13 protein-coding genes are annotated in these 19,574 nt (G+C 45.1%); 3 read left to right on the top strand and 10 right to left on the bottom strand.

Annotated features, from left to right (window positions below):
- Positions 1-99 precede the first annotated feature (99 nt).
- Together QUA70_RS21380 and QUA70_RS21375 are read left to right on the top strand one after the other, a co-directional pair.
- Positions 100-621, top strand: a complete 522-nt coding sequence (locus tag QUA70_RS21380) for a hypothetical protein (protein WP_333349687.1) — start codon at positions 100-102, stop codon at positions 619-621.
- A gap of 75 nt (positions 622-696) precedes the next feature.
- Complete coding sequence (locus QUA70_RS21375) at positions 697-1,041, top strand: NAD(P)H-quinone oxidoreductase subunit M (protein ID WP_333349685.1); 345 nt, start codon at positions 697-699, stop codon at positions 1,039-1,041.
- Positions 1,042-1,377: 336 nt separating this feature from the next.
- Here QUA70_RS21375 and QUA70_RS21370 read toward each other — a convergent pair whose 3' ends face one another.
- Positions 1,378-1,734 carry a hypothetical protein gene (locus QUA70_RS21370; protein ID WP_333349683.1) on the bottom strand — a complete coding sequence of 119 codons (357 nt, stop codon included), beginning with the start codon at positions 1,732-1,734 and terminating at the stop codon, positions 1,378-1,380.
- Between the two features lie 1,203 nt (positions 1,735-2,937).
- Here QUA70_RS21370 and QUA70_RS21365 point away from each other — a divergent pair.
- On the top strand, positions 2,938-5,247 hold the full coding sequence (locus QUA70_RS21365; RefSeq protein ID WP_333349681.1) for a protein phosphatase 2C domain-containing protein: 2,310 nt from the start codon (positions 2,938-2,940) through the stop codon (positions 5,245-5,247).
- A gap of 333 nt (positions 5,248-5,580) precedes the next feature.
- On the opposite strand, the gene QUA70_RS21360 is transcribed toward QUA70_RS21365, so the two are convergent.
- The 9 genes from QUA70_RS21360 to QUA70_RS21320 all read right to left on the bottom strand — a co-directional run bounded on the left by QUA70_RS21360 (position 5,581) and on the right by QUA70_RS21320 (position 19,482).
- Entirely contained in the window at positions 5,581-5,946 is a 366-nt protein-coding gene (locus tag QUA70_RS21360) for a DUF1823 family protein (protein ID WP_333349679.1), read from the bottom strand.
- A 158-nt stretch (positions 5,947-6,104) separates the two neighbouring features.
- Entirely contained in the window at positions 6,105-7,136 is a 1,032-nt protein-coding gene (gap, locus tag QUA70_RS21355; protein WP_333349677.1) for a type I glyceraldehyde-3-phosphate dehydrogenase, read from the bottom strand.
- Positions 7,137-7,586: 450 nt separating this feature from the next.
- Complete coding sequence (locus tag QUA70_RS21350; RefSeq protein WP_242728729.1) at positions 7,587-7,898, bottom strand: P-II family nitrogen regulator; 312 nt, start codon at positions 7,896-7,898, stop codon at positions 7,587-7,589.
- A gap of 1 nt (position 7,899) precedes the next feature.
- Positions 7,900-8,871 carry a sodium-dependent bicarbonate transport family permease gene (locus QUA70_RS21345; RefSeq protein WP_333328903.1) on the bottom strand — a complete coding sequence of 324 codons (972 nt, stop codon included), beginning with the start codon at positions 8,869-8,871 and terminating at the stop codon, positions 7,900-7,902.
- Between the two features lie 203 nt (positions 8,872-9,074).
- Positions 9,075-9,809, bottom strand: coding sequence for a glutathione peroxidase (locus QUA70_RS21340; protein ID WP_333328900.1), 735 nt, complete (start codon positions 9,807-9,809; stop codon positions 9,075-9,077).
- Between the two features lie 225 nt (positions 9,810-10,034).
- Entirely contained in the window at positions 10,035-10,676 is a 642-nt protein-coding gene (locus tag QUA70_RS21335) for a Uma2 family endonuclease (protein WP_333328897.1), read from the bottom strand.
- Between the two features lie 42 nt (positions 10,677-10,718).
- Positions 10,719-12,590, bottom strand: a complete 1,872-nt coding sequence (locus tag QUA70_RS21330) for a tetratricopeptide repeat protein (RefSeq protein WP_333349675.1) — start codon at positions 12,588-12,590, stop codon at positions 10,719-10,721.
- Positions 12,583-16,674 (bottom strand): tetratricopeptide repeat protein, encoded by a 4,092-nt coding sequence (locus QUA70_RS21325; protein WP_333349673.1) that lies wholly within the window; start codon positions 16,672-16,674, stop codon positions 12,583-12,585. Before QUA70_RS21325 ends, QUA70_RS21330 begins: the two co-directional genes overlap by 8 nt.
- 24 nt (positions 16,675-16,698) lie before the next feature.
- Positions 16,699-19,482 (bottom strand): tetratricopeptide repeat protein, encoded by a 2,784-nt coding sequence (locus QUA70_RS21320; RefSeq protein ID WP_333349671.1) that lies wholly within the window; start codon positions 19,480-19,482, stop codon positions 16,699-16,701.
- Positions 19,483-19,574 lie beyond the last annotated feature (92 nt).

Below are 19,574 nucleotides of genomic sequence, written 5' to 3'. Positions count from 1 at the left end.
ATTTTAAACCATCCTAATCTTTCTTCAGTCTTGTCTTATGGTACTTTGGCTGCTTAAAAACTGTCCGGAGTATTGAAAGATCAAATACATAGATTGTCGATGAATGAATCTGACACGGAAATTATAGAATCTACCCTCAGATGGATGACGGAGTTTGTCGAGTTACCGCATCCAGTTTTTAGCGATTTACCGATTTGTCCCTTCGCTAAAAAGGCACGCTTGGCTAATCAAATTTTATTCAAAATCGAGCGGTTTTCAGCGCTGACTGAGTTCGATCGCGATTCTGCCATAATGAAATCGATTTATGAATTTTACAATTCCGAGTTGGAAATAATGGTAGTAATTAATCCCGAAAAAACAGCAATTACTGCGCCAGAAACTAAAGAATTGATAGACAAATTGAATAATCAGATTTCCGAGCTGGGCTTGCTGGCTTTTCACATCCATCCCGAAGAAGATTTTAATATTGACGGGCTTCATACTAGGAAGATGCCCTATCCGGGCTTCACTGTTCAAGTAAATTCTAAGCTGAAGCCAGCTTCCGATTCTTTAGAGAAAACTGAATATTACAAAAATTGGACGGCTGAACAACTAAAAAATTTCGGGATTCCGAGAAATTGACGATCGCCCACCCTCCCCGCGCATCTCTGTGCCATTACAATTAATTCAGCAAAAAATCTTTACACATAAGAAGTCATGCAGCTCAAGTCAACAACCCGCCATATTCGCATATACACCGCTATCCTCGAAGATGACGAACTCGTACCCAGCAATGACCTTTTGACGCTCGATATTGACCCAGATAACGAACTTAACTGGAATGACGAGTCAGTCAAACAGATACAGGCCAAGTTCGACGAACTCGTAGACGCATACGAGGGCCAAGATTTGACCGAGTACAACCTCCGCCGTATCGGTTCGGACTTGGAACACTTGGTGCGATCGCTCCTCCAAAAAGGCCAAATCAGCTATAACCTTAACAGCCGCGCTGTCAACTACAGCATGGGCTTGCCTCAAGTTGATTCCAAAGTTCACCTGTAAGGGCGATCGAGCGATCGGCATTTATGTCAACTTAAGATTGAAACCCATAATAAATGTCGCTTGTAGCTGAGTTTCGATCCCTCCTACTTCTCTTAATCAGGGGAGTAGGGGGGAAAAGAGGGTTCTGTTTTGTCTCTCGCTTTGGGGATTGATATCATTTCCGGTTACACCGGAATGATGTTGACTGTTGACGGTTGACTGTTGACGCCGTGAACAGTCAACCGTCAACAGTGAACTCGAATTTACTATTCAGATGCTAACGGATTTGATATGAGGGGGATGTAGACTTGGATACAGAGGAAAGGTGGAGATGGGGAGAATTGGGAAAATCTGCTTTTATTCTTCTTCCTGCTTCTTTATGACTCCTGACTCCTGACTCCCGGCTTCTTCCTTCTTCCGACTTCGATCGGACTTCTCTCCCGCCTCCCCAGCATCAACCGGAGAACTTGGAACGCGATCGCGTTCCAAAAACTGTTTAACTGCAAGTTGGCGGTTGGTCATAAACTGACCCCAAGCGCCGGGAAACATCCCATCCAAGGTTTCCACCAGCGCCCAAACCTCAAGATTCATCACTTTGTAATAGAAACTGTGAGAATGTTGAATGCTAGTGAGTATTTCGTCTATTTCAACAGCAGGCAGTCGCTTCGGATCGGGCAAATTCTTGGGAAAGGCGCTGGGATCATGTGGGTGCATGGTTAAAAACTCAACAGCTTGCAGAGGCCGGTCAGTCGATTTTAGATTTGATATTTGAGATTTTAGATTGATTCCACAGATGAATCTGGGGGCTTGAACTAAATATCTAATTGTTTTTGCTCTCCCCGACTCCTGTCGGGGGCTTGCGTCCATCAGTAGATGTGAAATGTGAGATTGTCGATTTTATACTTTAGATGGACTCCACAGATGAATCTGGGGGCTTTTATCCGTCTTTGGACCAGGTTAAATTTAACTTTACTTGCGAAACTCGGTCACGAGGCAATGAACACCCTTGGCGAGAAAACCGAGCATTGATATTTATTTATACCTACCGGCTCAGGTGATTTCTACGTACCAGCATCCTACCATTATAGTTAGTCTAAAATCTCAATTCACTTGAGTGCTGCGATTTCTTCGGAAATGGCCACTATCAGGAATATGCTGAAAACAGTGTGATTTCAAGCCCATGACGGGGGTGTCGCGCGATCGTCTAACCCTGAAAGCTCATAGCAAGATTCATCCGTCCGTCAACAAAATGGTAAACTGTTCGTGTCAGTACAAGACATTAAAACCTACCCCTAGACTGGGGGAAAGTCACGCCTAAAATATTGTCAGGAGTTGGACTAAATAGCAAAAAAGTTTACTAAAGTTAGTCAGACTTAGCTTGACTGGTTAACCTTTGTGGGTGGTAGAATTAGAGCGATGCCAAAAACCAAGGCTTAATTATCTGGGAGAGTAAACCGAGCGTGCAAGTCAAAACTGACCAGCCTGTAAAAAGGTCGAACGGGAGTCCGCGTTTCGTTAAATTGGTTGAAAATATTGGATGACTCATGGCTAAAAGCTTCAACTAAAATTAATTCGATTAGGGTGGGCTACACCCGAATTAACGCCTGTGGACAAGAAGGAGCCGACTCCCTTGGGTGAAGCAGGAAGCAGACCCTTCAGGAGCAATCCCGATTGAATGGTGAGACTTAAATAAGTTTAGCCAAGTTTTGTGTAGCAGATATCACTACGCACACAACAGTGGAAACGTGGTGAGCCCGGGAACCTGAAAAATCAGGATATTAGGACTGCGAAGTCTTAAGAATCTCCGTCTGTTGAGAAAGCGGGGGTGTCAAATAATCGCCACGTATCAACCCGTCGAGGTTCAATCGCTAAAATAGTTCAGATCAGCACGCTTGCCCAAAGGCGTCAGGAACCCTTATGCAAAACTCTGTGGCAAAACACTACTTATGGGCTTTAGGTGAAGGGATCAAAGGGTGTAAGCCAGGCGATCTGATCGCTGGTCGCTACTTGGTCAAGCGCGATCGACTTCTTGTCGATACTCAACCCGAACACTTGCCGGAACTGCCCGAAGAGATTCCGAGTCTTGTCACTCCTTATCTGAGACTGTTTGCCTATCAGTTGCACGTACCTCAAGTATACGGCCTGGTATCGTCCAAGATGAGCAAGCTATCGGGAGATATCTGGCTACTGGAAAACGGGCCGATTTTGAAGGTGACGGAATCTTTAATGCCGGAATTGGCGGATTCCTGGAAAGGAGCCGCAGCGATGCGCCAGCTCAATTGGCTGTGGCAAATTGCCCAGTTGTGGCAGCCGTGTATCGCTCAGGGCGTGGCTTCCACACTGCTGACTCCGGAACTGCTGCGGGTGGAAGGGCAATTGGTGCGGTTTCTGGAATTGCAGCCCGATCGCAAACCGCCTCATTTGTCGCAGTTGGGCAAATTGTGGCAGCAGTGGCTCGAAGATGCTCACCCGGCTATTGCCAATTTTTTGAGGCAACTTTGCCAGCAAATGGTTGCCGGTCAAGTGCGCCACGGCGAACAATTGATGGGCCAGTTGGATAAAGCTTTGGCAAAGTGCGGCCGATTTTACGATCGTCACGTTGAAATTGCCACGGGCACGGATGTAGGCAGAGCCCGGGCTCACAACGAAGATGCTTGCTATCCGCCCAGTGGTAAGGTGTTCGCAGGAAACCCGGGTGCGGAAGCTTGCGCGATCGTCTGCGACGGTATCGGCGGACAAGACGGCGGCGAAGTCGCTTCGGAAGAAGCGATTGGTGTGCTGCGCGACAAGTTGCAGCAAATGCCCCTGCATCAGGCTAATTGGGACCCGTTGAGCCTGACTTCCAAGCTGGAACGGGCGGCTTGTGCTGCTAACGACAAGATAGCCAGTCGCAACGACAGCGAACACCGCCAAGGCCGCCAGCGGATGGGAACTACGCTAGTTATGGCTTTAGCCCACATTCACGAACTCTACGTCGCCCACGTCGGAGACAGTCGGGCTTACTGGATTACTCGTACCGGCTGCTATCAAGTTACTCTCGATGATAATGTGGCTTGCCGTGAGGTGCGTTTGGGCTACTCTCTCTACCGGGATGCTTTGGAACAAGTGGCCGCCGGAGCTCTGATTCAAGCTTTGGGGATTACTTCGTCCAACACTCTGCACCCGACTGTGCAGCGTTTTCCGGTGGATGAAGACTGCGTTTTGCTGCTGTGTTCCGACGGTTTGAGTGATAAAGACCGGGTTGAGGAATGTTGGGAAGCGGAGATTTTGCCAATTCTCGACGGTAGCATTAATTTGGTTAAGGCGCGCGATCGACTGATTGAGATTGCTAATACTAGAAACGGTCACGATAACGTTACTGTTGCTTTAATTCACTGTCAAGCACATTTGAGGGAAGACGGCAATACTTTGACAGAACTGTCTGTCGCACCTTTAGATACGCCGATCGAACTAATTTCCGACAGCGAGGATATGCCAACGGATTTGACCGATATCACAAGCCTTGGCGAGGGTAATTCTCCAGCAAAAACGCAGTTGTTACAGCCGGAAAAAAGCAAAAGCCCATTTTCGCTGCTGCTAAAAATTTTATTTTTATTAGGCTTGGGGGGTGTATTTGCTTATTTTTTCATCCCTCCGGTGGGTCGGGCGATCGATACTGCCGGGGAGTCGATTTTCGGGAAAGGCGGCTTAATTAATGCTGGAAGCTCGCCGGAGAAAAATGTTGAACCTGTAGCTTCTCCGGTCAAATCTTTAGAACCAGGCTCGTTTATAGAGATTAAAAGTTCTGCGGTTGGGGAATTGGGAAAAGAGGGCGAGCGCTTGGATTTGCGAGGCGCAATCGGTGAGTTGACTGTCAAAGGAACAGTCCCAGCCGGCAGCGTTTTGCAGGTGACAAACAAACAGCTTACGCCTCAAGGCAATTGGCTGGAATTGAAAGTTTGTTCGATTCCTGAAATAGTGCGATCGAACTCTCCCAAAGCAGAGTCAAATAAAGATTTTTCTACTATTTCAAAATCGACACTGAATCCATCTCCCGCTGTGGCAACTCCGTCGCCTTCCCCGGCAGTTAAGCCAACAGTCGAAGTAGAAAGCGCCAAGCTGCAACCGGGGGAAATTGGATGGATTCAAGAACAAGCTGCGGTTTCTAAAGTAGCCTCTAGCCTAGCCTTAAACCCAACTCAAAAGGGGAAGTGCGTTGATTCTGACTCAAATCCCAATGCTAATTAAACTGTTAATGCTTGAGTATGTTGAACAAATTGGATCGAGTTTAGTATAAAGGAAAATGCAGATTCCTAAACCAAACTAATATTAACTGGTACAATCGCAGGTCAAGTAGCTGAAACATTTTTAGATTTTAGATTGGGGATTTAACAACTCCCAATCTAAAAACGTTTCAAAATTTCTAACCTAATTTATTAGAGGCTTCTGCCAGTTTAGTCACCATTTGGGATACGGCTTTGTCAACTGCCGCGCTCAAAAGTGAGTCTTGGTTGCTGCTGCCAGAATTGCCACAGACACCTCTAACGCCGGCAACAACCGCACAGCCATCCAAAATTCTTGTTACGCCCCAGATTCCATAAAACCCATCAACCAATTAGCCATCGTCGCCCTGCGAGTCTGTCTCGGCCCGAATTCCCCAATTTTATAGCCCTTAAACCCCAATTTTTCCTTCAGCAACTGCTTGTTTTCTGGAGGGGTCGATCGAGTCAATTTCACCGTCGCCGGCCTAGAATCGATAAAATCCGGCGGTTCCGGGTACTCTTGCCGCCACTCGGGTGCAACACCTGCACTGTTCCACTTGCCAGTCTCGGCATCCCAGCGGTAGCCCAGATACTGCCAAACTAATCGGTTGACGGCAGCATCGTCGATTTCTTCGTTGAGAATAGCCCAAATAGTTTCGTTATTCAGCGGTGGTAATTCAGACATGAGCGCGATCGAATCGGAAATAAAAAAAGTTTAACTCACATTAGATAACATTATCAGGAACGGGCAAGATGCCCGTTCCACAAAAAATCATAGGAATTTGTGTGTGGGGAGTAGGGGTTGGGCACGCGAGCCCGCCCAAAATGCCACCTCACAAAAAATCAATTATTCAAAATTCCGTCTTTCTCGGCCATAGACAGCATTAAGTCAATCACGCGGCTAGAATAACCCCACTCGTTGTCGTACCAGGAAACCACTTTGAAAAACTTAGAATTCAGTTCAATTCCCGCACCTGCATCGAAAATGCTCGATCGCGCGTCGCCCTGAAAATCTGTCGAAACTACCGCATCCTCAGTATATCCAAGAATGCCTTTGAGTTGGCCCTCCGAAGCTTTTTTCATAGCTTCACAAATTTCTTTATAGCTAGTTTCCTTTGCCGTTTTGAAAGTAAGGTCAACTACAGACACGTCGGGAGTTGGCACGCGCAAAGCCATTCCCGTCAATTTTCCTTTCAATTCTGGCAACACCAAAGTAACAGCTTTTGCTGCACCGGTCGAAGATGGAATAATATTTTGAGCCGCACCGCGTCCTCCCCGCCAATCTTTTTGGCTGGGGCCGTCTACAGTTGGTTGAGTAGCTGTCATTGCGTGAACTGTAGTCATTAAACCTTCTTCCAATCCGAAGTTATCGTTGATAACTTTGGCAATTGGTGCTAAACAATTCGTCGTACAGCTAGCATTAGAAACAACCGTATCTTTTGCCGGGTCAAATTTGTGGTGATTGACGCCTACTAGAAAAGTGGGAACTTTTTCCGGGTCTTTTGTCGGTGCTGAAAGTATTACTCGTTTTGCTCCCGCCGTCAAGTGTTTTGATGCGCCTTCAAAATCTGTAAACAATCCGGTAGATTCTACAACATAATCTGCGCCGGATTTACCCCAGGGCAATTCGGCAGGATTTCTAATCGCTGTACAGGGGATAAAATTTCCGTCAACGACAATCCCGTCTGGTTTGCTTTCAACTTCGCCGTCGTAAATGCCGTGGGTGGAGTCGTATTTGAAAAGATAAGCCAGGTTGTCTGGCGAAACTAAGTCGTTAATGCCGACAAATTGGATGTTGGGGTTTTTGATGCCGGCACGCATGACTAGCCGTCCGATGCGACCAAATCCGTTGATGCCAACTTTTAATGCAGCCATGTTTAAACTCCTCTTGAAAATCTCGCTAGTCGATCGGGCGATCGTCTGTGGTGGCTTAGAATTTACCACGCTAACGGATTTTGGCAACTGATTCTTTTCTATCTCTTAAGAATTCTGAATTAGGCCCCGGCTGGGAAGGGCAATTAATCCTGAAAAGACCCCTGACTAATGGCTAATGGCTGATGAGTATAAACTTGTAAAAGTGCTATAATAGACAGAAAATATTTTCAAAATCGCTTTTTTTAATCAGGCTAAAGTAATAATAAAAAACTTATCCAAAAGGCGAAACGGATTGGGATTCTCACCAGTGGCGATTGTCGGAACTAAAGCCTAGGATGAAAGTCGCATATCCGCTCAAGGACACGGCATTGCCGTGTCCCTAAACATATGGCGTAGAATCTATGTGTAGCTCAAATTTTCCGAATTGGTATAATCACTAAGGACTAATGACTACCCGACGCACCTAGTAATTAGCAATTCCACCGCATCTGAAATAAAACACGACCCACCAAATTTATTGAGCACGGGTCTAATGTTTTCTGCAACTGCTGAAACTTGAGCTGGTGAACAAAAAGCAAGCACATAAATGTTATCCAGCGCCGTCATTGATGAACCACGAGAAACGTGATCCCTAGTGCTTTTTCCAGCGACATCACGAATCACCGAATAACCTGGTACCCCAGCTTTGTCTAAACCGTCTAAAATCTTGCCGAGCTCCACTGAGTGAGCTATGATTTCTACTCTTTTGACTGACTCCATCATCTCACCTCCAAAACATATTGATTCCGTATAGATACAGGGGAATGCCTACAATGATATTAAAGGGAAATGTCACTGCTAAGGCAGTTGAAATGTAAAGGCTTGGATTCGCTTCGGGAACAGTTAGGCGCATGGCTGCTGGTACTGCTATATAAGAAGCACTCGCGCACAATACGGCAAACAGCAAAGTGTCTCCCTGCGGCATTCCGATTAATTTGGCTATTACCAAAGCAATTACTGCGTTGACTAGGGGAATTAGGATTGCAAAGCCGATCAGAAAAACTCCTGCTTCTTGCAAATCTTTAATTCTGCTAGCGGCAACCAGCCCCATGTCTAGCAAGAAAAAAGTCAGAACTCCGTAAAACAAGTCTTGAGTAAACGGACTCATAATTTCCCAACCATGTTCTCCTGTCAGTATGCCCATAATTAGGCTGCCAATCAGTAGAAAAACTGAACTGTTTAGGAATGCTTCTTGCAACACTTCTGGCCAAACTATTTCGCGTTTTCCTTCTTCCCCGCCAAATACACTGACTAGAATCAGACCAACTATAATTGCTGGGGATTCCATTAATGCTAGCGCGGCTACCATGTAACCGTCAAAGTCGATCCCCTGTGCTGTGAGGAAGGAGGTTGCGGTGATAAATGTGACGGCGCTGATGGAACCGTAGGTGGCTGCGATCGCCGCTGCATTGTAGGCGTCGAGTTTTATCCTCAGTATGAAAAAAGTATAAATGGGTACTAGCATTGACATCAGCATCGCGGCCGCAATTGTCAGGGCAACTTGCTGGTCAATTCCGCTTTTGGACAGTTCGACGCCGCCTTTAAATCCGATCGCAAACAGCAGGTACAGCGAAAACAGTTTGGGGATGGGGGCTGGAATTTCTAAATCAGATTTGAGAAAAATTGCCAGCATTCCCATGAAAAAAGCTAATATTGGGGGATTTAAGATATTTGACGATACTAAACTCAAATCCACGATCGGTCACTCCCATTTCTTGCGTTTTTAATATGACTTCCCCAGTAATTGTTGCACGAGAATGGATCAATAGACCGATCAAACTTTTGACACCGAAGCTTGATTAGGCTAAATACCCCCAAATACGGCAAAGCCGCAAAGTACGCACCGTACAACGAGTAAGGTGTGCACTGTGCGCCCGCAGGCTAAGTATTGTTGTTTAACTAAGCAACTGCCAAATAAGACTCTAGGGCTTCGGAACCACCGATCAACTTGCCGTCGATAAATACTTGCGGCACAGTTGTAGCCCCAGTAATAGCCCGGAGCGATCGAGTTGTGATATCCCGGCCCAAGACGATTTCTTCATAATCCAAGCCCTTTTGACTCAGCATTCCCTTAGCCTTAGCGCAGAAGGGACAGCCCATTTTTGTAAACAGCGAAACTACCTTCGGCTTAGTTGCTGCGGAGTTGATGTAGTTGAGCATCGTCTCGGCATCGGACACTTTGAAAGGGTCGCCCGGTTCATCAGGCTCAATAAACATTTTGTCAACTAAGCCATCTTTTACCAGCATCGAATAACGCCAAGACCGCTTCCCAAAGCCTAAATCTGTTTTGTCTACCAGCATTCCCATGCCTTGAGTAAATTCGCCGTTACCGTCGGGAATTAACGTCACATTGTCTGCTTCTTGGTCTTTTGCCCACTCGTTCATCACAAAGGTGTCATTGACGGAAATGCAAACGATTTCATCTACGCCGTTTTCTTTGAAAACTTTCGCCAATTCGTTGTAACCGGGGAGGTGCGTTGACGAACAAGTGGGAGTAAAAGCTCCCGGCAGCGAAAACACTGCTACGGTTTTGCCTGCAAATATATCATCGGTGGTGACATCCACCCACTCGTTGTCTTTGCGAGTGCGAAAGGTGACTTTGGGTACTCTTTGACCTTCTTGGTTCGTCAGCATGATTTTAAATTCTTGGGTACTTGGGTTCAATTCCTTTGCTTAGTTTAGCGTACTCATAACGAGTATGACTTGTCAAGGGGAGGCGGGTTTTTTTCTCGGACTTGGGCGCGCGCGTGAGCTCAGTTCATTGTCTTTGCGACGATAGTCCGAATCAATCTCGCGGCGCGCGCGAGCTGAGCTCAGTTCATTGTCTTTGCGACAGCTAGCAGATTTAAAACTTGCTGTTTAAGTAGGTCGGCAATTCTGTCTCCATTCCTTTGCTGCTGCTAACGGGTGAGGATTTTTTACACATTCTCTCAACATATCGATATCAATTCCCGGTAGCAATTCGCTTTGTGTAATTAATTCATAACCGCAGTTGGACACGAATTCAACCGGAATTTCTTCTCGCAAATGGTGGATAGAAAATCGGTCATTTCGCCAGAACCAAACCTCTCGTACATTCAACCTTCTATACAGTTCTAGTTTATTGATGCTGCCACTGGTAACAATCACTTCAATTACCCAATCTGGAAATTCTTTATCTGTGCCAATACAGTAAGCTTCATCCGGTTCCGTACCGCCACTTTTTTCCTCTTGTCGCAGAGTTGTATACCCAAAAGGAAAATATTCTATTTCAGCTTCTACAAAGTAAATTTCTAGCAGATTTCCAATGCCAGTTTTGCGACTTTCATGGCGGCGAGAAGGCGACATAATTTCCAAAACTCCATCTAAATAAGTAACTCGATACCCCGCTGTATCTCCAATCCGATTCAGCAGTGTCTCGTATTGTTCCCAGTTGGCGCTATCGGTAATGTAGCGATCTTCAGGATCTTGGCGTTGGAGTGCTTGTTCCTTAAGTAGCGTATCTAGCTCGCTCGTCAGCATCGGTATTACCTCCTTACAAGTTGTTCTAATCTTAGCTCAACTTTATTCCCAATCAAACTGCCTCCCCAAATATTCCTCTAATTCCTGATTGTAATGTCGGAAATAATCGCTCAACCTGTCGCGAACCGATTCATTTACCCGCTGATAAGAACCAGGATTAGCATTTTGGTATTCAGACAATTGATATTCCGGCAAATCTAAGAATTCTAAAACTTGCTTGACAGAGGTCTCCGCACGTGAATAAAAATCTTCGCTTTTCAAAATTAACAACTGTTCTGGGGGAAAGAAAGCCCGCCAGTTTTTTATAAATTCTATGTACCTACCGCGAGCTAAATAATTCCCCGGTTCCTCGCCGATGATGTATTCTGGATTTTGATTCAACCGTTCAATTTCATCGCTAATTACTCGATCGAGCGATCGCGCTTCCCAATTTAAGCCAGTCAAGCGGTAGAATTGAGAAATCGCCCGATCGACCGGATTTCGCAAAAGTACAATCAGTTTAGCCTCTGGAAACTGGCTGTAGAGCCGTTCCGGTGCTTCCCGATAGTCAAAATAGCTCGGACTTGCTTCACCAGTCAAAAATTGCTCTCCCGGAGGCATTGGCGGAAAATGAGCCAAATACCAATCAATCCCTCTGTCAAAGTGCCACGAGAAAAAATCCATCTCCTTTTTAATCGGAGTCAAAATTTGCGGGTGTTGAGCTAAATAAGTATACAGAGAAGTCGTGCCGCACCGCTGAGAACCAATAATTATAAAGTTAGGAACTTGGACTGGTTTTAAGTTCCAATTTTGTGGAACAGGCATCTTGCCTGTATCTGCTTGTGGAACAGGCATCTTGCCTGTATCTGCTTGTGGAACAGGCATCTTGCCTGTTCTCTTACTGATAATAGATGCCAAACTTTCTTTGTAACTGACAGTTCGATAAAAATCAATCGCCTCGGCAATTTTACCTTGCCTCGTCAAAGCTTCCCCCAAATTCAGATAAGGCCAAAAAGCCTCCGGTTTAGCTGCAACAACTTCGCGACACAAGTTCTCAACTTCATCTAGCTTGTTTTGCCTCACAAAAACTTCCCACAAATTGTAATAAAACCACCAAGGAAGATCGGGATTTATTTCTATTGCTTGGAAAAATGCCGCCGCCGCTTCCTCCCAATATTTTTGGTGGCTCAGAACAGCACCTAAATTGTAGTAAGACCAGCAATCATCGGGTTTTTGGGCGACCGTTGCGCGAGATGATGCTAATGCGCCATCGCACTTTTCTTGCTGCTGCAACAACTCCTCTAATTCCGCTGACAGTATTGCACAACTCGGCATATTTGTCAAGAGCAATTTGTAAAGAATAATTGCGCTTTTTGGGCGATCGTACTTGGCTAAATTCTCTCCTAACTGCAAATAAAACTCCCAATTTTCCGGTGTAATTTGCAATTGAGATTGTTCTAACACTAAGTTTAAATCAGACTCTGTTTGTCCGAGAGCGTATCCCAACTTCTCGTAAATTCCCGGCAAATCTCCGTCAATTTCAACAGCTTTTAAATACGCGGCGATAGCTTTATCCCACTGTTTGAGTTTAGTTAAAGCGTCGCCTAAATTGCAAAAAGACCAAGCAAAATCCGAGTTGAGCGCAATCTCACAGCGGTAAGCAACAGCAGCCTCTTCCCATTGCCGAAGTTTCAGCAAAGCATCGCCCAAATTGTGATAAGACCAGGAAAAATCAGGATTTAACTCAACAGCTTTTTTGTAAGCAGCAACAGCTTCCTCCCATTTTCCAAGTTTCAGCAAAACATCGCCCAAACTGTGATAAGACCAAGAAAAATTAGGAGTTAATTCAATAGCTTTTTTGTAAGCAGCAACAGCCTCATCAAACCGACCGCTTTCTTGCAGGGAATTACCAAAATAGTGGTAGTCATTATACATGCAAAACTCCTGCAATAGTCAGTAATTTTTCCAGCGAGTTCACATCCAACCGCATATTTTTATGTAAAGGTTTTGTCGGAGTTTCATCATCAACCAAATCACCAATTAAATAGTAATGTTCCAAACTGCACAAATTGCTAATCATCCAATAACAATAGGGAACGTAAAGGGGAGAAAAAATCTCAATCACCTTAGTTCCCGGACTGCAAAAAACTAGATTTGTCAACCCCCCTCCGTGGGGTGCGACAACTACTTTAGCAGCAGCCAAACACGATGCTTGTTCCGCTATCGACATCGTTTCCAGCTTGACACTGCGGAACCCACATTTTTCTAAGTATTTAATTACCTCTTCATCGTTGACTATCCGCCGATAGGATGCTTGTTGGCGGCTGATATAAATTCGCTCTGAATAGTCTGTATTTAGTGGCTTTTGTTCTTTTAAAAATGTCTGTTTGAGATATTCACACTTCCATTTTGAAACAGCTCCCGACCCGTTATAAGATATTGACGGAACTATTAATTTATCTGCTGTAATGTGTAAACTGCAGCGACTTTCTAAAAGTTTATCTTGAGGAATTCCTAAAGTCTCTAAAGTTTCTGCTTGATAGGAAGAATCCCTGGCATTGACAACAAACTTATCTATAGTTTCTATCAATCCGCTCCGCTGTAAAAGGTCAAATCGCGTAATCACATCAAACATCCAATGAAAATAAGCGGCTCCACCCCAGCGAGCAGATAAAAAAGCCACATTTCCATCGACGTGTTCAGCGGGAGGCAATTTGTCGGAAGTGATTACCAATTCAGCACAACCCATTGAAATATCAGCAACAAGTTTATTGTCTGAAGTAATCACGGCAGTAGTCACAACATCTGCCCAAGCTCGTCCGTTTGGCAAGACGGCAACAAAAGCTTTTTTGGAATGACTTTGATGTTCCCAAAATCTGCGGCTGCTGTCGATTGTTTTGGAATTAGATAAATTGATTTGACTCGCAGGATGGATGTCAATGCAGGTGAGGTTAGGATTTGATTCTGCTGCAACGGTCAAATCTTCTGTAAACCCACAGTATTTTTCGAGAATCCTTAAGGGTAAATTTTGATTACTGCATTTTTCTCGATCGCTCTCATCGACTTCTCCTTGTTGTTCCAGAGCATAACCTATATTATCGTAAGCTTCAAACAAATCGGGTTGAATTTGCAGGGCTTGAACTAAATTAGTAATTGCAGGTTCCCACTGCTGTTTTGCAATTAAACTAAAACCCAATCCTTCGTAACACCAACAGGATTTTGGATCGAGATTGATGCCTTTTTCATAAATGGTGATCGCCCTTTCCAATTCTCCTTGCTTCCGCAGTGCATCGCCAAACTTTTTGTAGAGCCAACTATGCTCAGATTCTAGCTCAATAGCACGACCAAAAGCCACTGCTGCTTCTGGCCAATTTTCTTGTGATTCCAGAACTTCTCCCAAACTATTGTACAGCCAACAATCATCGGGATTTAGTTCAATAGCTTTGCGGTAAGCCGCCGCCGCGTCCTCCCAATTTTCCAGTGCAACTAAAGCCTTACCTAATCTATCGTAAGACCAACAAAAATCGGGCTTCAGTTCAACTAACTTGCGGTAACTAACAGCAGCTTCCTCCCACTCAGAAAGCTCCATCAGCACATCGCCTAAATTGTTGTAAGTCCAACAAAAATCGGGATTTAACTCAATTGCTTTGCGGTAAGCAGCAGCGGCTTCGTCGTGTTCCTCAATCGCCTGTAAAGTTTCCCCCAAAAAGTGGTAAGGCCAACTCAAATTAGGGTTTAGTGCGATCGCCCGTTGGTAAGCGACCCGAGCTTCGTCAAACAGTTCTTTCTTTTGCAGAGTTTTACCCAACTTGTGGTAAGTTAAGTAGTTGCCCGACTTAATTTTAATAGCTGTTTGATAGCGAGCGCTCGCCTCATCTAAATAACCCGCATTTGCCGCAATATCCCCCAACTTTTCCCAACCCAGAGACAACAGAGTTTGCTCTTCGCCCAAACTTTGATGGCCCATTTTTTTGACAATCAGTTGATAGCCTTTATGTACAACTTCTAACTGACTTCCAAACATCTCCAAAAAAACATCTATCCCAATTTTAGTATCTTGCTCCGGGCTGTCGGGAAACGTAAACTCGTAATCGTCAAAAATCATCAATCCCCCAACTTTCACCAACCTCCAAGATAAAATCGCATCTTGCAGAGCACTGGTAGGTTTGTGACAGCCGTCAATGTAAGCAACATCGTAATATTCCGAATTCAAATTCACTAACAAATCTTGAGAGTAACCTTCTAATTCAATTACCCGATCTGCGGCTCCCGTTTTAACAATATTGCCCTTAAAATGTTGTTGAAAATACAAATCAATACAAGTAATCTTTGCCGTCGGATGAGTTAAAATATTATCCAGCAGCCAGCAAGCCGACATTCCCTGAAAACTGCCGATTTCCACAACTTGAAAATCGGCAATTCCGGTAAATTCCTGCAAATGCCGTTTCCAAATAGGAATATTGTGGGTAAACCAATCTTGGGTAAATTGATAATCTTTCGCCGCACACTCAGGCCAACCCCTCAATTCGCCCGCTTTTTGGTGGCAAATAATTGCTTCTTCTAATTCCCCTAATTGCGGTAAAATATTTCCTAAATCGTTGTAAGCCTTAGAATTGCTCGGATCGAGATCAATTTGGTGACGGTAAGCGGCAATTTGTGCGTATAACTCCTGTTGTTTCGCGCGAACCTCATCCAGTTTGGCCACAACTTCCGCAGCATTGGGCTCAATTTGCAGTGCCATGCTATAAAATACGATCGCACCTTCAAGCTGCTTCTGTTTCGCTAAACTATTGCCTAAATTTATATAAAACTCTGCTCCATCTAACTCAATTCCCAGCAATTTGTGGTAAATTTTCCCGCTTGCAAGTACCTCAATAGCTTGACAATAAGTTGCGATTGTCCTTTCTAAACCCGATTCGCTGCGCTTCCGCAAAACATATCCCAACCGCTGATTAATTCCCGTCAAATTCGGCTCAAGCTGAACCGCGTGCAGGTAAGCGCTAACAGCTTCATCCCAGGATTTTTCGCAGGTGAAGGCAACTCCCAAATTGACATAAAACCAAGGAATATTTGGATTTATTTCAATAGCTTTGCGGTAGCAACTAATAGCTTCCTGCCACAGTTGTTTTTGAGCCAAAGCGTCCCCTAAACAATTGTATGCCCAGTAGGAATTATCATTAAATTCAAGAGTCTGACGGTAACATTTAATTGCTGCATCAAACTCGCGCTTTTGCATAAAAATATTGCCCAAGCTAAGGTAAGCACGAGCATAATTGGGATTGAGTTCGAGGCTTTTGCGGTAACAGGCGATCGCCCGATCGCATTCTCCTCGCTCCGCCCAAGTTTTACCCAAACTGTGGTAAGATTCAAAAGAATCTGGATTAATTTCAATGGCTTGTCGGTAATTGGCGATCGCCTCATCCCACCGCTTCTGACCAACCAGCATTTCCCCCAAATTGTGATAAGCTGTTGCCAGATTCGGGTTTAACTTAATGGCTCGCGAATAACATTCAATAGCGCGATCGAACTTTCCTAATTCAACAAAACTATTTCCCAGGGTAACGTGCTCGTCCGCAGTTGCCCAATTTGGCTCGATATTGAAAGCTTGATACCAGCAGTCTGCCGCCTCTTCTGGCTTCTCCAACTGCGTCCAAATTCTCGCCAACTGCCGGTAAACAGCAGCAAAATTCGGCGCTAGCGAAATCGCTTTTTCACAATTTGCGATCGCCTTTTCCCACTGTTTCCCCTGAGAATACAAAATGCCGAGATTAGCATAAACTTCCGGCAAATTTGGATTGCGATCGATCGCCGATTCATACCACTGCTTAGCTTGCTCGATTTCACCTCGAACCTGCATCACCTTTCCCAGCGTCTGGCACGCTGCCGCCAAATTCGGTTCAATTTTCAACGCTGACTCGCAAGCAGCAACTGCCTCATTCAACTTTCCTTCGGCTAAATAAACTTCTGCTTGCCGATTCAAATCAACCGCTGCCTTTTCCATCTTCTCAATCGAGGGCATAATTAAACTTGCTCCAGACACCAACTAACCCAAACCCACCACCTCAACCATCTTTTTCAGCGAACTCAAGTTCACTAAAATATCTTCAGTCAGCGAATTCTGATACATCAACTGTCTAATAGGATAGCATTCAAAAGCCTCGCCTGTTAAAAAGTAATGTTCCAACTGCAAATATTGACTGCTTCCCCAGTAATAATGGCTGATATAGTGAGGCGACACCAACTCAATTACTTTAGTTCCCTGGCGACTAAAAATCGTATTTGTCAAGCCGCTGCCGTGGGCAGCAACTATCACCTCAGCGTGATAGAAATGAGCAATTTGCTCTGCCAAAGACATCGACTCAGGCAAAATAGAAACAAAGCCAAATTTCTCCAGAACTTCAACCACATCTTCTTCGTTCAAAACTCGTCGATATCTTGCTTTGCTGCGGCTGATGTAAATGCGTTTTGGATAGCGCGAACTAGGTATAATTCCCTTGAGAAACTCCCGCCTCAAAAAATCCATCGCCCACCCAGAAGGCCAGCCCAAATATCCCGCAAAAGAAGGTACAATCAACTCGGTTGCTTGTATGTGTGGCAAGCGATCGCTCTCCAAGACTTTTTCTTCGGGAATGCCCAGAATCCTCAGACTTTCCCGCTGAAATTGGTGCTGACAACTATTCACCAAAAACCAATCAATCTCCGCCAAATCCCTGCCACTTCCCCGCAGCAATTCTATCCTCGGCAAAACGTCAACCATCCAGTGAAAATAGACATTGCCCGACAAACCAGAAAGCACCGCCACGCTGCCGTCAATTTGCTTGATAGGCGGGAATGATTCTAACTTAAAAACGCTATGTTTTCTAATATCATACTTTTCGCATCCCGGCAAAAACCCCGGATAATCTCTCGACACATCAGCCAACAAATAATTGTCAGGAGTAATTACAGCGATAGCCTTGCAAATCAGCCAATAATTTTCTTGCGGAACAATCCAAACTCGCCCGTTGGGAATCTGTGCCACAAAAGTCTTTGGTGACTCCACAGGTAGCGGTTGCAAGTTAGACAAACGGCAAACTCCCCAACCCAAATGCACCGGATCGAACCACTTAGAAAGTCTCTGCAAACACAGCCCGCAAGTTAACCCGGCACAATCGGAATTGGCCAATTTGGAATTGGATCTCGCAAATTGGGAATTCGGAATATTTTCTGCACTTGCTTCTGGTGCATATTTCCAAACTATTTCCACATAATTGTCCGCATCCAACTTTGCCTTAACCAGCCAATCCCAACTCGATAAATAAATACCGTGAGGAGGTTTTATAGAAGTGCTATCTGGCAAGATAAAACTCTTTTTTTTCCACTTTTTCTGATTTCCGTACCCGTGCAATTGCAGCTCTAAAACCTTTTGATAATAATCGATCGCCCGTTCCCAGCGCCCCTGTTTTTCCAGCAGTTTTGCCAACTCAAAATAAACCTGCGGTAAAGCAGGTTGAATCGTCAAAGCCATGCGGTAAACTGCAATTGCTGCACTGAACCGCTGTTGCTGGGCTAAGGAATTTCCCACCCGCCAGTAAAGCTCTGCATTTTTGGGCTGAATTTGCAAAGCTTTTTGATAATAAGCGGCGGCCGATTCGTGTCCGCCGTACTCTGTTAAAGCATTTCCCAAATGCAAGTAAATTTCGGCTAAATTATCGCAAATTTCAGCAATTGGTAATTGGGCATTGGGCATTGGGCATTGGGCATTGGGAATAGTTTCTTTTTCTTCCTTCTTCCCTCTTCCTTCTTCCTTCTTCCTTCCAGTTAGTGCTGTGAGAAATTGATCGCACGCAGCGATCGCCCTTGACAATTCATCCTCTTCTACAGCAGCAACTCTGCGCCTGTCTCCCAATCGGCAGTAAGCCTCAACAAAATCAGGCTTCAGAGCTATTGCCCGCTCAAAATAAGGCATGGCTTCCGCAATTTTGCCCAAAACCATCAAAGAAAACCCGGCGTCGGTATAGCCCGAAATATAGTCAGAATTGACCTCGATCGCGCGATCGAAACAAGCAACTGCCGCTGAATGTTCCCCCTGTAATTGCCACGCTTTCCCCAAATTGTAGTGAGCCAAAACCATGTCCGGCTCCAACTCAATAGCTGTGAGGTAAGATGTGATCGCCCTTTCCGGGCTTTTGTCCAGCAAGGCTTGACCCAAATTATTGTGCAGCGTTGCCCAATCCGGCTTAATCTCGATCGCCCGCTGGTAAACTTCGATCGCCTCAGCAGCCCGATCGTCCTTTAGCAAAACCACACCCAGATTGCTGTAAGCTTCCACGTAATCCGGCGCCACGGCGATGGCCTGTCGGTAGGTATCCATTGCCGCTTCAAGCTGACTATTTTCATCTAAAACCACAGCCAGATTGTATAAAGCATCGAGATAATCGGGTTTGTTGGCGATCGCATTTCGGTAACACTCGATCGCCCCCAACAAATTACCCTGCTTGTGAAAAACATTTCCCAAGTTATAATGAACTTCAGCCCAATCTGGTTTCAAATCCAGAGCTTGTCGGTAGTGAAAAACCGCCTCATCCAGCCACGAATAGTCGCTGTAAAGTTGACCCAAATAAGCATGAGCCAGAAAAAACTGCGGCGAAATCTCCAAAGCTTGCACAAAAGCGTCTCTTGCCGCCGTCGGATCGCCTTGAGCTTCGAGAATTTCGCCTAAAGTCGTGTAAGCCGAGGGAGAAAACGGTTGAAGTTCGATCGCCTTTTTGCAAAACTCGATCGCCTCCGTTAACTTCCTCCTGTTCAAATAAATTTGGGCTTGCCGGATATATTCTTCAGTGCTCATTGCTAGCCAGCAGTTGCGGTTTCTTTACCGCTTCAGTAAAACCTAGAAATTCTAATTTAAAAACTTTGTATTTATATTTTGCCCGATCGGGC

Origin of the sequence: Microcoleus sp. LAD1_D5 (genome assembly GCF_036702115.1) — a bacterium.
In the GTDB taxonomy this organism is placed as follows: domain Bacteria; phylum Cyanobacteriota; class Cyanobacteriia; order Cyanobacteriales; family Microcoleaceae; genus Microcoleus.
This window is presented reverse-complemented; position numbering and strand designations above follow the sequence as displayed.

Bases quoted from the DNA above. Each gene is read 5' to 3' on its own strand.
- QUA70_RS21380 (WP_333349687.1), top strand. From the start codon at position 100: ATGAATGAATCTGACACGGAAATTATAGAATCTACCCTCAGATGGATG.
- QUA70_RS21375 (WP_333349685.1), top strand. From the start codon at position 697: ATGCAGCTCAAGTCAACAACCCGCCATATTCGCATATACACCGCTATC.
- QUA70_RS21370 (WP_333349683.1), bottom strand. From the start codon at position 1,734: ATGCACCCACATGATCCCAGCGCCTTTCCCAAGAATTTGCCCGATCCG.
- QUA70_RS21365 (WP_333349681.1), top strand. From the start codon at position 2,938: ATGCAAAACTCTGTGGCAAAACACTACTTATGGGCTTTAGGTGAAGGG.
- QUA70_RS21360 (WP_333349679.1), bottom strand. From the start codon at position 5,946: ATGTCTGAATTACCACCGCTGAATAACGAAACTATTTGGGCTATTCTC.
- gap (WP_333349677.1), bottom strand. From the start codon at position 7,136: ATGGCTGCATTAAAAGTTGGCATCAACGGATTTGGTCGCATCGGACGG.
- QUA70_RS21350 (WP_242728729.1), bottom strand. From the start codon at position 7,898: ATGATGGAGTCAGTCAAAAGAGTAGAAATCATAGCTCACTCAGTGGAG.
- QUA70_RS21340 (WP_333328900.1), bottom strand. From the start codon at position 9,809: ATGCTGACGAACCAAGAAGGTCAAAGAGTACCCAAAGTCACCTTTCGC.
- QUA70_RS21335 (WP_333328897.1), bottom strand. From the start codon at position 10,676: ATGCTGACGAGCGAGCTAGATACGCTACTTAAGGAACAAGCACTCCAA.
- QUA70_RS21330 (WP_333349675.1), bottom strand. From the start codon at position 12,590: ATGTATAATGACTACCACTATTTTGGTAATTCCCTGCAAGAAAGCGGT.
- QUA70_RS21325 (WP_333349673.1), bottom strand. From the start codon at position 16,674: ATGCCCTCGATTGAGAAGATGGAAAAGGCAGCGGTTGATTTGAATCGG.
- QUA70_RS21320 (WP_333349671.1), bottom strand. From the start codon at position 19,482: ATGAGCACTGAAGAATATATCCGGCAAGCCCAAATTTATTTGAACAGG.